Consider the following 14,706-nt stretch of genomic DNA (forward strand, 5'->3'; position numbering starts at 1 on the left):
GCGAATTTTCATCGCCGCAGCGGGACGGCCCTCGTCTACGTACCCGCGTCATTCGCGCCGGAAGATTACCCGGCTAGTGACGGACGTCACTGCCGGGATCACCGCGCAGAGGTCTTCATCCGTCGAATCACGGCTGCGCCAGCGCCAGCCGCGGCCAGAATACACAAAACCACTTCCGGCGCGGGGCCTAACCGCGTCGCGAGTGTCGTGTCCGTGCGCAGCGGCAGCGTGGCCACCAGTGCCGCCGGGACGAACTGCGGAGTTTGCTGCTGAATGGCGCCATCGGCGGTGATCATGGCGCTCACCCCGGTGGTCACCGAAACCACCACGGCGCGACCGTGCTCCACCGCGCGCACCCGCGACATGGCCAGTTGCTGATAGGTCATCTCGCTGCGGCCGAAGGTGGCGTTGTTCGACGGCACCGTCAGGATCTGCGCGCCCGCGCGCACCGCCTCCTGGAAGGCGCGGTCGAAAACCACCTCGTAGCAGGTGGCTACGCCGATCGGGACCGCCGGGCCGCCGCTGTCGGGCCGCGCGTGCACCACGCCGTCGCCGGTGCCGGGCACGAAATAGCCTGCGCGGTCGGCATATTGCGAGAAATGCCGGAAGAAGTCGCGATAGGGCAGGTATTCACCGAAGGGCTGGATGATCTTCTTGTCGTGCCGCTCCCCCGGACCGGCGAAACCGTTCCACACCATCACCGCATTGGTGTTGGTGCCGTCACTGTTGACCAGGACCGCGCCGACCAGGATGGGAGCCTTCACATCCACCGACGCCTGCGAGATCTCCTGGGCCGCATCGTCATTGCGGAGCGGATCGATATCGGAGGAGTTCTCCGGCCAGATCACCACGTCCGGCTGCCGCGCCCGGCCGGCCGCGATATCGCGGGCCAGTTCCTCGGTGCGGGCGACGTGATTGTCGAGAACCGCGCGGCGCTGGGCGTTGAAGTCCAGTCCCAGCCGCGGCACGCTGCCCTGGATGGCGGCGACCGTGATCGGCCGGTTGCCGTCCTCCGGGCCGGGCAGCGCGGTCCGGAGGATCACTCCGGTGATCGGAACTATAGCCACAAGCATTGCCGCAGCAACAATCCGATTCCAGGATGTGAGACGCAACGCCCCCCATCTGGGCGAATCCGACGTGACCGCCGCCACTTCCGGGCTAACCCCCCACCGCCGGTGCAGACTCACCGCGAGCGCCGCCAGCCCGGTCCCCGTCAGCGCCACCGCGAAACTCATCAGCGGCGCGCCACCCACCATCGCGTACGGCAGATACCACCCGTCGGCCTGCCCGAAAGCCAGCCTGCCCCACGGGAATCCACCGAACGGAAAACTCGACCGCCCCCACTCCGTCAACGACCACATCGCCGCCACCCACAGCGGCCACCCCGGCAACCGCCCCACCAGCCGCGCCAAAACCCCGAACAACCCCACATACACCGCGCACACGGCCGACAACGCCAGCCACGGCGCGGGCCCCACATAGATCCCCGTCCACGGCAGCAGCGGCAGGAAGAACGCCAGCCCCGCCACGAACCCGATCCCGAATCCCCCACGCGCCTTACGTGTTCCACGCACCGCGAGGGTCAGTACCGCGATCCCCACCGGCGCGAGAAACCACAACGTCCGAGGCGGAAAGCTGGCGAAAATCAGCAACCCGGCCACCACCGCCGCGACCATCCGCGTCACCCCGGGCCGCCGCATTGCGAACCCGATCAGCCGCGCGACGAATCCGCCCGGCCCGTCGGTGCGGTCCGACGAAACGGCTTCGTCCTCAGTCTTTTCCGCGTCCGAGGCGGACGTCGTTCCGATGGCGTGGTTGTCGGCTATCTCGGTATTCGCCTGGCGCACAGCCGAGTTCTCGACGGCGGTGGCCGTATCCGCTGAGACTGCGGCACTGCCGTCACTGTCGGTGGTCGCGGGGCGGGTGGGGTCGGTCATCGGGGAACCTTTGCGGTGGAGTCCGTTTCGGGGGTGGGCTCAGGCCTCATGGATGGTGGTCCCGCGGTGCACGGTGCGCAGGCAGCGTGGGAGTTCGGCGTCGGCGGTCAGGGGCGGCAGGCCGGGGACGCGGGAGCGGGGGTCGGTGGACCAGCGCTGCACGGTGTCGGCGGCCGCGGCGACGACCAGTTCGCGGGCGTCCCAGATGGCGTAGGAGGCGGGGGCGCCGGGGACCAGGGTGCCGGCGACACCGTCTCGGACACCACCGGCGCGCCAGGCGCCGCGGGTGGCGGCGGCGAAGGCGGCGCGCGGGGAGATCCGGTGGCCGGGGGTGCGGTGATTCACGGCGGCGCGCAACGCTTCCCAGGGGGCGAGGGCGGTGACGGGGGCGTCGGAGCCGATGGCCAGGGAGACGCCCGCGGAGGCCAGGGCGGCGAACGGGTTCAGGGTGGCGGCGCGGTCGGCGCCCAGGCGGGTGGCGTACATGCCGTCGGGGCCGCCCCAGGCGGCGTCGAATCCCGGTTGGACACTGGCGATCACGCCCCAGGCGGCGAGTTTCGCGATCTGGTCGGGGTCGATCATCTCGGCATGCTCGAGGCGATGGCCGCGGGAGGCGATGGCCGGTCCGCCGAGTTCGCCGACGGCGCGCTCGAATCCGTTGATCACCGCGTCCATGGCGGCGTCGCCGATAACGTGGAATCCGGTCTGGATTCCGGCTTCGGTGCAGGCCAGCACGTGTGCGGCGACGGTGTCGGCGTCGAGGTAGGAGGTGCCGGAGGTGTCGCGGTCGGTGTAGGGGGCGCGCAGCCACGCGGTGTGCGAGCCGAGCGCGCCGTCCACGAACAGGTCACCGCCGAGCGCGTGCACACCCAGCTCCTTCACCAGGGTGCGGGCTTCGTCGGTGGTGCGGACGGCCTGTCCCCAGTACGCGCGCACCTCGACCCCGTGCTCGAATTCGAGGAGTTCGCGCACGTCCTCGACGCCGGAGATCTCCGGGCCCGCGCATTCGTGCACGGCCACAATGCCATTGGCGGCGGCCGAGTCCAGGGCCGCGCGGCGGGCGGCATCGCGCCGCGAGCGATCCAGTGCGCCCAGGGCCGCGCCGCGCACGCGATGGTGGGCATCGGCGCGCAGCGGTTCACCGCGGGTGAACCCGGTCGCCTCGGTGATGCCGGGCACCAGCTCGAGCAGCGCGGTGGACGCGACGGCCGAATGTGCGTCCACGCGAGCCAGATACACCGCGCGCCCGGGTGCGGCGGCGTCGATCTCCTCGCGAGTGGGCGGTCGTCCCTCGGCCCAGCGGGTTTCGTCCCAGCCTTCGCCGAGGATCACCCCGTCGGATTCGGCGGCGGCGTAGGCGGTCACCGCGTCCAGGCACTCGGCGAGCGAACGCGCCTGTGTCAGATCGAGTCCCGTGAGCTTCAGTCCCAGCGCGGTGACGTGCACGTGCGGGTCCACGAAGCCGGGAGCGACGAACGCCCCGTCCAGCTCGATGATCTCGGCGTCCGGGTGCAGTGCGCGGCCCGGCCGGTCCAGGCCCACCCACACCACGGTCCCGTCGGTCACGGCCATGGCCGTGGCGTCGGGATTACTCGAGCTGTAGATATGACCGCCGACAAGCAACTGGGTACTCACGAGTCGCCAGTCTGCCCGATACGCGTCCGGCCCCCGTCACCGCATGGACGGTGATCGGGGGCCGGTGGTCGCGTTCGGCTCAGCGCGGGTCGATCATGCGGTGCGCGCTGCCCTGACCGTCGTCGTAGTACTCGGTGACGACGGTGGCGTCGATCACTTCACCGTCGGGGTCGACCACGACATTGCGGTAGCCGTACGGGCCGACCACGGTGGCGACCCGGTTGAGTCGTCGCGCCGCGAAGGCGGCCACGACCGGGCGGAACAGGAAGCGGGTGAACGGAATCAGGGCCAGCAGGCCGAGCGCGGTGGTGAGCAGACCGGGCACGAACATCAGTACCGCGCCCGCGGTGACCAGGGCGCCGTCGGCGACGGCGGTGCTCGGGTCGAGCTCACCGCGCGAGGCGCGGCGGAATCCCTCGAACACCCGGCGACCCTGCGAACGCACCAGCACCAGGCCCACCGCCGACCCCGCCAGCAACAGCAGGATCGTCGGGAACACCCCGATGAGGTGACCGACCGCCACCAGCGTGGCGATCTCGGCGACGAAGTAGGCGACGAACAGAAGGGCAGGCATCACGCGATCCTTTCGATCGATCTACCCACCCCAACGCACGATCCCCCGATTTTTCTCCCGCCTGCGTCGCCCGTCACATCCTCAGGCGTTGCCGGGCCGGACCAGCCCGGTCTCGTAGGCCAGTACCACGGCCTGGACCCGGTCGCGCAGGCCGAGTTTGGTGAGGACCCGGCCGACGTGCGTTTTCACGGTGGCCTCGGACAGGAACAGGGCCGCGGCGATCTCGGCGTTGGAGCGTCCGGCGGCGATGTGCTCGAGCACCTCACGTTCGCGCGCGGTGAGCACATCCAGGATGCCCGGGTCGCGTCCGGCGGCCGGATCCTCGGCGATGAGCCGATCCAGCAGCCGCTTGGTCACCTTCGGTGAGACCACGGCGTCCCCGGCCGCGACACTGCGGATCGCGGAGATCAGATCCTCCGGCGGGGTGTCCTTGAGCAGGAACCCGCTCGCCCCGGCCCGCAGCGCGCCGAGCGCGTGCTCGTCGAGATCGAAGGTGGTCATCACCAGAACCCGGCTGCCGCACCCGGATTCGATGATCCGCGCGGTCGCGGTGACCCCGTCGGTCACCGGCATCCGCACATCCATCAGCACCACGTCGGGCCGCAGTTCCGCGGTGCGGGTGATCGCGGTGGCCCCGTTCTCGGCCTCCCCCACCACTTCGATATCGGGGTGGGCGCCCAGCACCATCCGCAACCCCGCCCGCATGAGTTCCTGGTCATCGACAACTAGAACGGTGATCGGCACGGGCTCCAACCTATCGGTCGGCCGATTCGGGCAGCGCCCCCGCACCCCGTGGCGTGCCGCCGCCGCGCCGCTACGGTGGCGAGGTGAGTCGAAATCCCCGAGGCCGCACCTCGGATACGCGCGCCCGCGAAGCGGATTCGGGCGAGCGCGATCCGCGTACCCGCGACCGGATTCTGCATGCGGCCGCCGAGTGGGCGGCCGAGACCGGGCTGGGCAAGCTGTCGATGGACGACATCGCGGCGCGGGCCGGGCTGGCGCGCGCCACGCTGTATCTGCATTTTCCGGGGCGGCAGGCATTGATCGGGGCGGCGGTGCGGTTGGAACTCGACCGCTTCTTCGCCGAGTTGTCCGAGGCCACCGCGGGTGACGCGAGCGTCGAGCAGCGGGTGGTGCACGGGTTCGCGCAGGCGCATCGAATGCTGCGACGGCATCGGACGCTCGAGTCGGTGCTGCGGCTGAATCCGCAGATCCTGCTGCCGTACATCTTCGGCGAGGCTCCGGCCATCGCGCGGGGGCGGCACGAGATCGTGGGCTGGGCGCGCCCGCAGGACCTGCGAGCGGATGTGACGCCGGAAGAGTTCGCGGAGTTCGCCGTTCGCCTGCACCACACGTTCATCCTCGCCCCATCGAGCGTGTTCGATCTCGATTCACCGGGCGGCGCAGAGGATTTCGCGCGTCGGTTCCTGTTGCCTCTGCTGCGATCGGGCAGCGACGCACCCCAACCCTCATAGACAAAATAGCCAATACTGTCTACCGTCGAGAGTGATCCGGACCCGCGCTGGAGCGTCTCCGGGCACCCTCAGGAGTGACGCGATGACACCTCCGATCACCGAATCCCCGCAGCCCACAGCCGCATTGCCGCCGGACTCGCTGCCGCAGCCACCGACGCTGCCGCTGACCGCGCTACCGGGATTCCTGCTGCGCGCTCGCCGCGATATCGTGCCCGCGCTGACCACGCTGTTCGAAGTCGGCTCCCCCGTGCGGCTCTCGGCTCCGGGCACGCGCCTGGTGTTCGTGGACCGGGCCGCCGACGCCGACCGGGTGCTGGTCGGCCGCCAGGACGTGTACGTCAAGGGCCCCGAATACGACATTCCCGCACTGGGTTTGCGCGCCGGTCTGGTCACCAGCCGTGGCGCGCGCTGGCAACGCGACCGCGCGATGCTCAACCCGCTGTTCGCCAAACGCGGCGTGGCCCCGCTGATCCCGCTGATGCGCCAGCGGGTGCTGGCGCAGCGGCAGCGCTGGGAACGCTACGGCGACGGCGACCGGGTGGATGTCGCGCACGAGATGATGCAGGTGACCCTGGATATCGCCGCCCGCACCATGTTCGGTGTCGCCCTCAACGACACCGACAGCGCCCGTTTGGGAGTGGTGGTCGAGCGCATCCTGCGCGACATGCTGCTGGTCGGCAATTCACCCGTCACCTGGGGCGCACAGGCGCTGCCGGGCATGACGCTGGGCCGCGCGGCACGCCTGCACTGGCGTTCGGTGCGCATCCGGCACGGTCTGGCCGAGGCCGACGAGTTCATGCGAGAGGTGTTGCGCCGCCGCGCCGCCGACCCGTCGGCGCCCGGTGACGACTTCCTGGCCCGGCTGCTGTCGGCCCGCGACGAACTCACCGGCGCACCCCTGCCGATCTCCGAGATACTCGAACAGTCGCAGACCTTCCTGGCCGCCGGGCACGAGACCACCGCGACCGGCCTGACCTGGATGTGGCATCTGCTGGGCGCGAATCCGCAAGCCCGCCAACGCCTCTTCGACGAACTCGACGAGGTGCTGGACGGATGCGACCCGGAGGTGTCCGACCTGGACCGATTGCCGTGGACGCGAGCCTGTTTCGCCGAGGCCCTGCGCATCCATCCCCCGGTCTACCTCTCGATGCGCACCGCCACTCGCGACGACGAGCTCTCCGGCCGGTTCATCCCGGCCGGAACGATCGTGGTGGTGCTCACCCATCTGCTGCACCGCGACCCCGAGATCTGGCCGGATCCACTGCGTTTCGACCCGGCGCGTTTCCTGCCGGGTGCGGGCCCGGCCCGCCCGCGCGGCGCGTATCTCCCGTTCGGCGGCGGCCGCCGCGTCTGCATCGGCGCGCAATTCGCCACCGCCGAGACCACGCTGCTCACCGCCGCACTGGCCCAGCGATTCCGCCTCGACCCGCTGCCCGGCGTGCGGGTCCGCGAACAGGGCTGGACCACTCTGCGCCCGCGCGGCGGCCTGACCATGACCCTGCACCGGCGTGCGGTCCGCGCCTAGTCGAACCCGTCACGGTCGAGGGGAATGGTGGCGTGGACGGTCCAGCCGCCCTGCGGGTTTCGCCCGGTCGACAGGGTGCCGCCGAGTACCGCGATGCGTTCGCGCATACCGACCAGCCCGAGACCGCTGCCCACGATGCCCGCGGTGGGCAGCGGTGCGGTCAGCGTGCGGGGCGCGACGCCACGATCCGGGCAGGTCGCCGGTTCGGTGCGGGGCACGACCGGACGCACCCCACCGTCGACGACCTCGATGAGAACGTCGGTGTCACCCCGCACGACCCGGACCTCGGCGTGCGGGTCGGGGCCCGCGTGTCGCAGCGTGTTGGTCAGCGATTCCTGCACGATGCGGTGAATGCCGAGGCTGACTTCGGGCGTGACGGAATCGATTTCGCCGGACAGTTCCAGGCTGACCTCGAGGCCCGCGTTGCGCATCAGATCGACCACCTTGGCGATGCCCGCGGTGCCGTGCTGCGGAAGTTGTTCGGGCGCATGGTCGGTGCGCAGCAGTTCGACGGTACGGCGCAGTTCGCGCAGGGCGTCGCGACCGGTTCCGGCGATGGTGGACAGCGCCTGTTCGGCAGTGTCGGGATTGTGGCGCAGCGCGTAGCGGGCGCCGTCGGCCTGCACGATGATCACGCTGACCGCGTGCGCGACCACATCGTGCAGTTCGCGCGCGATGCGGGTGCGTTCGGCGGCGACGGCGTCGTGGGAGCGGCGTTCGCGGTCGTAGTCGGCGACCACCAGCCGGGCGGCGACCTCGGCGTCGTAGGCGTGGCGGGCGCCGACGAATTCGGCCAGGGCCCAGCACAGTGCGTAGTAGAGGACGGTGAAGGCGGCATCGGTGGCACTGGGCGCGCCGATCGCGGCCGCCGACACCAGGCTGTCGATCAGCAGCACGCCCAGGTACCAGAGTCCTTCGCGGCGGCCCACGTACGCGACCAGCGTGTAGAGCATGACGCCCAGCCCGAGCAGCGCCGGATGCACCGCCGGATCACCGACCGACCAGTGCACCAGCGACGCGGTCATCGAGGTGGCGGCCATGGCCACCGCGGCGGCCCGCGGGTGGGTGCGGCGGAAGACCACCGGGATCGGGAGCAGAAAGCTCATCACCAGGTAGGTGGCCTTGTGCTGACTGGTGGACAAGGCGAGGACATCGATGGTGAGCAGCATGAGCGCCACCATCGAATCGGTGATCACGGGCTTGCCACGCAGCCACAAACTGAACCGGCGCACGACACCACCCTACGGTTTGCCTGCAGTTGTCGGCTTCTGGTTGGGTCGTCGGGTGAGCCTTGCGGACTGGGCGGTCTTGCTGACCGCGGCGACGGCGGCCGGCTGGGTCGACGCGGTGGTGGGCGGTGGTGGGCTGATCGTGCTGCCCACCCTGTTCGTGGTGCTGCCCGGCCTGGTACCGCAAACCGCCCTGGGCACCAACAAGATCGCCGCGTTCTCCGGCACCAGCGCCGCCGTGATCACCTTCGCCCGCAAGGTGCCGATGCGCTGGAAGGTCCTGCTACCGGGCGCGCTGATCGCGGCGATCGCGGCCGCCTGCGGGTCGGCGGCGGTCGGGCTCATCGACAAGAAGTACTTCGTGCCGATCGTGATGGTGGTGCTGGTCGGGGTGGCGATCTTCGTCACCCTGCGCCCGTCGATCGGCGTCACCATGGCCACCCACGCCCCGACCCGGCGCAAGACGATCCTGGTGGTCGCCCTCGCCGCCGGCCTGATCGGCCTCTACGACGGCATTCTCGGGCCGGGCACCGGGACGTTCCTGATCATCACCTTCGCCACCATGCTCGGCACCGAGTTCGTGCGCGCCGCCGCGATGGCGAAGGTCATCAACTGTGGTTCGAACTTCGGCTCGCTGGTCTTCCTGGCCAGCACCGGTCACGTGCTGTGGGGCCTGGGCCTGTCGATGGCGGTCGCCAATGTGGCGGGCTCCGTGGTGGGTTCACGCATGGCACTGGCCAAGGGCGCGGGTTTCGTGCGCATCGTGCTGCTGGTGGTGGTGTTCGCCATGGTGATTCGGCTGGGCTGGCAACAGTTCGCCTAGCCGGTCCCGGTTCAGACGTATACGCCGTCCAGCCGGTGCACGGTGGCGATCGGAATGTATTCGGGCTCCGTGCGTAGCGGCTCCGGTAGTAGCGCCGTCTGCTCCCCGACGCTCTCGGTGGCCGCTTCCACGGCGGGCCGAACCAGCCACGGCGCCAGCACCTTCGAGGTGGTCTCCTGGATCTTGCGTTGCAGCGCTTCACCGTCCCCGAGTCCGGGCCGCTGGAACAGCACGGTCAGCGCACCCGACACCGCGCCCACCACCGCGCCGACCAGCGCGGCCGCGCCGACATCGTCGAGGTCGTCGGGGAAGGCGGTACGCAGCTGACGCGCGATCTCCTGCTGGGAGGCGAGCTGCGCGTAGGCGGCGCGACCGGAGACGGCGGGCACCGTGCGCGAAACCTGGGCTCGCAGTACGGCGATCCGCGCGGCCAGGGTGTCACCGAGGTGATCGCCCGGATTGTCACCGGCGGCGCGCAGGGCCCGCAGCAACACCTCGACCGGCAGTTCACCGGGTCTGCGGCTGGCGATGGCGCGCACCGCGGCCTGCACCCGTTCATCGGGTTCGGGGAAGAGCAGTTCTTCCTTGCTGGCGAAGTAGTTGAAGAAGGTCCGGGTGCCGACTTCGGCGGCGGCGGCTATATCGGCGACGGTGGTCGCCTCGTAGCCTTTGCTCTCGAATTGTTCGACGGCGGCTTCGAGCAGGGCTCGGCGGGTGCGTTCCCGTTTGCGATCGCGGAGTGCGGATGGCGGCACGCGGACGGACAGTACGGCATCTCGCGAGCAAAACGTGGCATGTACAGCGGTTGTGCGCGGCGTTTCATGGTGTGCGTCTTGACACTTCACGCATCGTTGCAGCGTGTGCACTATTGCGGCCTGTGAATTTCCTTCTGCCCGCGTGGATTGTTGAACCTCCGGCGTGTCGACCTTTAGCGTGGAGCGGGTGAGCATCGCAACCAAGGTCGTGGACGAGCAGTTCCGCGCGCTGCCGCTGGGCGCGCTCGCCGACGCCGCGCTGTCCGCGGCCCGCGCGGCCGGGGCCGAATACGCGGATCTGCGCGTACATCGACTCGTGCAGCAGTCCATCCGATTACGTGACGGCCGCGTCGAATCGGTGTCCGACAGCACCGATCTCGGGTTCGCGGTGCGGGTGATCGTCGACGGCACCTGGGGTTTCGCCTCGCACGCCGACCTCACCACCACCACCGCCGCCGAGGTGGCGCAGCGCGCGGTCACCGTGGCACGCACGCTGCGGGCCTTGAATCGTGAGCAGGTCGCGCTGGCTCCCGAACCGCGCTACGACGACGTCCAGTACGTCTCCGAATACGCCGTCGACCCGTTCGCGGTGCCGACCCCGGAGAAAGTGGCGCTGCTGCTGGACTATTCGCAGCGGTTGCAGGCCTCCGACGGCGTCGACCATGTGACGGCCGCGGTGCTGCAGGTCAAGGAGCAGACCTTCTACGCCGACAGTCTCGGCTCCCGCATCACCCAGCAGCGGGTGCGCCTGCACCCCCAGATCGAGGCCATCACCGTCGATCCCGCGGCGGGCGTGTTCGAATCCATGCGCACCCTGGCGGCGCCGGCCGGGCGCGGCTGGGAGTACGTGACCGGCGCGGACGGAACCTGGGACTGGGCGGGCGAACTCGCGCGCATCCCGGAGTGGCTCGCGGAGAAGGTGAAGGCCCCCACCGTGACCGCCGGACCCACAGACCTGGTCATCGACCCCACCAATCTGTGGCTGACCATTCACGAGTCCATCGGGCACGCCACCGAGTACGACCGCGCCATCGGCTACGAATCCGCCTACGCCGGGACCTCTTTCGCCACCCCCGATCAGCTCGGCACCCTGAAGTACGGCACCCCGATCATGCACGTCACCGGTGACCGCACCCAGCGCCACGGGCTGGCCAGCGTCGGCTGGGACGACGAGGGCGTGGCCGGGCAGCAGTGGGATCTGGTGCGCGACGGCATCCTGGTCGGCTACCAGCTCGACCGCTCCTTCGCGCCCCGGCTGGGCCTGGAACGTTCCAACGGCTGCTCCTACGCCGACTCCGCGCATCACGTCCCGATCCAGCGGATGGCCAATGTGTCACTGCAACCGGATCCGGTGCGCGACACCAGCACCGCGGAACTGATCTCCCGGGTCGAGGACGGCATCTACATCCTCGGCGACAAGTCCTGGTCGATCGATATGCAGCGCTACAACTTCCAGTTCACCGGCCAGCGGTTCTTCCGAATCCGCAACGGGGAGCTGGCCGGTCAGCTGCGCGATGTCGCCTACCAGGCCACCACCACCGATTTCTGGGGTTCGATGGAGGCGCTCGGCGGCCCCTCGACCTGGGTGCTCGGTGGCGCGTTCAACTGCGGCAAGGCGCAACCCGGTCAGGTGGCGGCGGTCTCGCACGGCTGCCCCTCGGTGCTGGTGCGCGGCGTCAACATTCTCAATACCCGCGCCGAAGCCGGACAGTAGGAAAGGATCGACACGGTGAGTGTGCTCCCCGCCCCCGAGGTCGTCGATCGTGCGCTGCGGTCCTCGCGCGCCGACGAGGCCATGGTGATCGTCACCGACGTGCACGAGGCGTCGCTGCGCTGGGCCGGAAACTCCATGACCACCAACGGTTCCGCGGTGTCGCGGGACTGGGTGGTGATCTCGGTGTTCCGCGACGGGCCCAACGTCGCGCGCGTCGGCAGCGTCAGTTCCACGAGCGTGGATCCCGCCGACATCGACTACGTGGTCCGCGCCAGCGAGGAGGCCGCGCGCACCGCGGAACCCGCGCGCGACGCGGTACCGCTGCTGGACCCCGACGCGGTCGGCGCCGACACCCTCGACCGGCTGCTGGACTGGGCCGGTGACCCGGCCACCACCGACATCGGCGTATTCACCGGGCTGGCAGGCGATCTGGCGGCCGGGTTCGACGGCTCCGATCAGCTCTACGGGTTCGCACACCACCAGATGCATTCCACCTGGCTGGGCACCTCCACCGGAGTGCGGCGACGCTGGGTGCAGCCGACCGGGTCGGTGGAGATCAACGGAAAGCGCGGCACCGGCGCCGAATTGGCCAGCGCCTGGGTCGGTACCGGCACCACCGATTTCGCCGACGTCGACACCGCGGGTCTGCTCGGAGAACTCGCGCGCCGCCTGGACTGGAGCAAGCGCCGCGTCGAACTGCCCGCGGGCCGCTACGAGACGCTGCTGCCGCCGTCCGCGGTCGCCGATCTCATGATCTACCTGGCGTGGAGCATGGAGGGTCGCGGCGCGCACGAGGGCCACACCGCCTTCGCCCGCGCGGGCGGCACCCGAATCGGCGAGCGACTCGGCACGATTCCGCTCACCCTCTACTCCGACCCGTCGGCCTCCGGCCTCGAATACCGCCCGTTCGTGGCGACCCCCTCGTCCTCGGAATCGCTGTCGGTCTTCGACAACGGCCTCACCGCGCGACGCACCGACTGGGTCCGCGACGGCGTCATCGAATCCCTCGTCTACCCGCGCGCCACCGCCGCCGAATTCGACGCCCCCGTCACCGTCCCCGGCGAAAACCTGCTCATGACAGGCGGTTCCGACGCCTCACTGCCGGACATGATCGCCGCCACCGAACGCGGTCTGCTGCTGACCTGCCTCTGGTACATCCGCGAGGTCGACCCCGCCACCCTGCTGCTCACCGGCCTCACCCGCGACGGCGTCTACCTCGTCGAGAACGGCGAAGTCACCGGCGCGGTCAACAACTTCCGCTTCAACGAGAGTCCCCTGGATCTGCTGCGCCGTGTCTCGGAGGCGGGCCGCACGGAGATCGCCCTGCCGCGCGAGTGGAAGGACTGGTTCACCCGCACCGCCATGCCCGCCCTGCGCATCCCCGACTTCCACATGTCCTCGGTCAGCCAGGCCACCTAGCGCACGCTGGACCGAATCGACGAAAGGCGCGAAACCCGCTTCGGCTGCCCCGACATTCGGGGGCAGCGGATTTCCGCCGCGATCGCACGGCCGAGACGATGATTTCTTCGTGTCTGCACCGTCTACACAGCTAGACGCCTTACCGCATTGGTTGGACACAAGGAATCTCTAATGACCATTTCCACCGTTGTTTCCAAAGACGGCACCACCATCACCTACGAGAAGATCGGCAGCGGCCCCGCCGTCGTGCTGGTCGACGGCGCGTTCTGCACCCGCGATATGGGGCCGTGCCGTCCCGTCGCGACCGAGCTCGCCGACAACTACACCGTCTACTTCTACGACCGGCGCGGGCGCGGCGAGAGCGGCGACACCCAGCCCTACGATCCGCAGCGCGAGATCGAGGACCTCGAGGCCGTGGCCGCCGAGGCCGGAGAGCCGGTCAGCCTGTGCGCCTTCTCCTCCGGCGTGCCGCTGGTGCTGGCGGCCGTGCGCTCCGGGCTGGCCGTACACAAACTCGCGCTCTACGAATTCCCGCTCGTCATCGATGATTCCGCGCGCACGCCCGTCCCGGCCGACTACCACCGGCGGATACAGGATTTCATCGACGCGGGCGACAACAGCGGTGCCATCAAGTACTTCATGCACACCGGCATCGGCCTCAATTCCCTGATCGTGGCGCTGTTCCCGCTGATGCCCGGCTATTCGAAGCTCGAGCGCACCGCACCGACGCTGACCTACGACAACCGGTTCATGGGCGACGCCCTCACCGGATCCCCCATCCCGGCCGGACGCTACGACTTCGTCACCGTCCCCACCACCGTCTACTACGGCTCCAAGAGCCCGCAGTGGATGCGCGACGGCAATACCGCACTGGGACAGACGATTCCGGACGCCCACACCGTCGAGTTGCCGAAGCAGACCCATCAGGTCAAAGCCAAGCGCTTCGTCCCCACACTGAAGGAGTTCCTGAAATGAGCAAGGTGGCAGCGGGCGCGACGATGTCGCTGGACGGGTTCATCGCCGGGCCGAACGAGAGCGGGTTCGAGCATCTGTTCGCCTGGTACTCCGCGGGTGATCACGAATACGCGAGCACCCATCCGGAGATCCCCTTCGTGATGACCGAGAGCGATCTGGCGTATTTCCGCAAATACCTCGATGCCACCGGCGTTTTCGTAGTCGGGCGGCGGCTGTTCGACCTGACGGACGGCTGGGGCGGCACCCATCCTTCCGACAAGCCGATCGTGGTGGTCACCCACCGCGACGCCGACGAGTGGGTCGCCGCGCATCCGGACGCGCCGTTCACCTTCGTCGGCGGCATCAAGGAGGCGCTCGACGCGGCCACCGAGATCGCGGGCGACAAGATGGTCGGCGTCGCGGGCGGGGAGATGGCGCGGCAGTTCCTGGAAGCCGATCTGCTCGACGAACTCTGGGTGGATCTCGCCCCGGTCATCCTCGGCGCCGGCGTGCCGCTGCTGGGCCCGGTCGCCGGTGCGCCGATCGTGCTGCGGGATCCGGACGTGCAGCTCGGCACCCGAGTCACCCACCTGCACTACCGGATTCGCTGACCCTGGTGGGTTGCGCTGTCGGCGAACGGGTTGTCGCGCGGGTCGTACCGCGCGC

General features: G+C 69.5%; 13 protein-coding genes. 7 read left to right on the forward strand and 6 right to left on the reverse strand.

Translation table 11 applies throughout. The features are described from left to right. Positions 1 to 98: 98 nt before the first annotated feature. The 4 genes from lnt to OG300_RS13340 all read right to left on the reverse strand — a co-directional run bounded on the left by lnt (position 99) and on the right by OG300_RS13340 (position 4,890). Positions 99 to 1,700, reverse strand: coding sequence for an apolipoprotein N-acyltransferase (gene lnt, locus OG300_RS13325; RefSeq protein WP_405498545.1), 1,602 nt, complete (start codon positions 1,698 to 1,700; stop codon positions 99 to 101). 276 nt (positions 1,701 to 1,976) lie between these two features. Beyond that, positions 1,977 to 3,572, reverse strand: coding sequence for an amidohydrolase (locus tag OG300_RS13330; protein WP_405495652.1), 1,596 nt, complete (start codon positions 3,570 to 3,572; stop codon positions 1,977 to 1,979). 79 nt (positions 3,573 to 3,651) lie between these two features. Further along, complete coding sequence (locus tag OG300_RS13335; protein ID WP_405495654.1) at positions 3,652 to 4,146, reverse strand: FxsA family protein; 495 nt, start codon at positions 4,144 to 4,146, stop codon at positions 3,652 to 3,654. An 81-nt stretch (positions 4,147 to 4,227) separates the two neighbouring features. Next, complete coding sequence (locus OG300_RS13340; protein ID WP_405495656.1) at positions 4,228 to 4,890, reverse strand: response regulator; 663 nt, start codon at positions 4,888 to 4,890, stop codon at positions 4,228 to 4,230. Positions 4,891 to 4,973: 83 nt separating this feature from the next. Here OG300_RS13340 and OG300_RS13345 point away from each other — a divergent pair, with 83 nt between their 5' ends. Together OG300_RS13345 and OG300_RS13350 are read left to right on the forward strand one after the other, a co-directional pair. Then, positions 4,974 to 5,621, forward strand: a complete 648-nt coding sequence (locus OG300_RS13345) for a TetR/AcrR family transcriptional regulator (protein WP_405495658.1) — start codon at positions 4,974 to 4,976, stop codon at positions 5,619 to 5,621. Positions 5,622 to 5,703: 82 nt separating this feature from the next. Further along, entirely contained in the window at positions 5,704 to 7,146 is a 1,443-nt protein-coding gene (locus OG300_RS13350) for a cytochrome P450 (protein WP_405495660.1), read from the forward strand. Here the strand turns inward: OG300_RS13350 and OG300_RS13355 are convergent. Beyond that, a complete protein-coding gene (locus OG300_RS13355; RefSeq protein ID WP_405495662.1) occupies positions 7,143 to 8,378 on the reverse strand; it encodes a sensor histidine kinase in 1,236 nt (411 codons plus the stop codon). The genes OG300_RS13350 and OG300_RS13355 overlap by 4 nt on opposite strands. A gap of 52 nt (positions 8,379 to 8,430) precedes the next feature. Between OG300_RS13355 and OG300_RS13360 the strand changes: the two genes are divergently transcribed. Beyond that, positions 8,431 to 9,198 (forward strand): TSUP family transporter, encoded by a 768-nt coding sequence (locus OG300_RS13360; RefSeq protein WP_405495664.1) that lies wholly within the window; start codon positions 8,431 to 8,433, stop codon positions 9,196 to 9,198. Positions 9,199 to 9,209: 11 nt separating this feature from the next. Here the strand turns inward: OG300_RS13360 and OG300_RS13365 are convergent, their stop codons facing one another. Next, the gene (locus tag OG300_RS13365) at positions 9,210 to 9,953 is read right to left on the reverse strand and encodes a TetR/AcrR family transcriptional regulator (RefSeq protein WP_405495666.1); all 744 of its coding nucleotides are present in this window, start codon (positions 9,951 to 9,953) and stop codon (positions 9,210 to 9,212) included. 187 nt (positions 9,954 to 10,140) lie between these two features. Here OG300_RS13365 and OG300_RS13370 point away from each other — a divergent pair, with 187 nt between their 5' ends. From OG300_RS13370 to OG300_RS13385, 4 genes are all read left to right on the forward strand, one after another. Then, positions 10,141 to 11,667, forward strand: a complete 1,527-nt coding sequence (locus OG300_RS13370) for a TldD/PmbA family protein (protein ID WP_405495668.1) — start codon at positions 10,141 to 10,143, stop codon at positions 11,665 to 11,667. Positions 11,668 to 11,688: 21 nt separating this feature from the next. After that, positions 11,689 to 13,086 (forward strand): metallopeptidase TldD-related protein, encoded by a 1,398-nt coding sequence (locus OG300_RS13375; RefSeq protein ID WP_405498546.1) that lies wholly within the window; start codon positions 11,689 to 11,691, stop codon positions 13,084 to 13,086. Between the two features lie 171 nt (positions 13,087 to 13,257). Then, positions 13,258 to 14,061 carry an alpha/beta fold hydrolase gene (locus OG300_RS13380; RefSeq protein WP_405495670.1) on the forward strand — a complete coding sequence of 268 codons (804 nt, stop codon included), beginning with the start codon at positions 13,258 to 13,260 and terminating at the stop codon, positions 14,059 to 14,061. Next, positions 14,058 to 14,651, forward strand: a complete 594-nt coding sequence (locus tag OG300_RS13385) for a dihydrofolate reductase family protein (protein ID WP_405495672.1) — start codon at positions 14,058 to 14,060, stop codon at positions 14,649 to 14,651. Before OG300_RS13380 ends, OG300_RS13385 begins: the two co-directional genes overlap by 4 nt. Positions 14,652 to 14,706: the final 55 nt, after the last annotated feature.

It is taken from the genome of Nocardia sp. NBC_00511, assembly GCF_045161165.1.
GTDB lineage: Bacteria > Actinomycetota > Actinomycetes > Mycobacteriales > Mycobacteriaceae > Nocardia.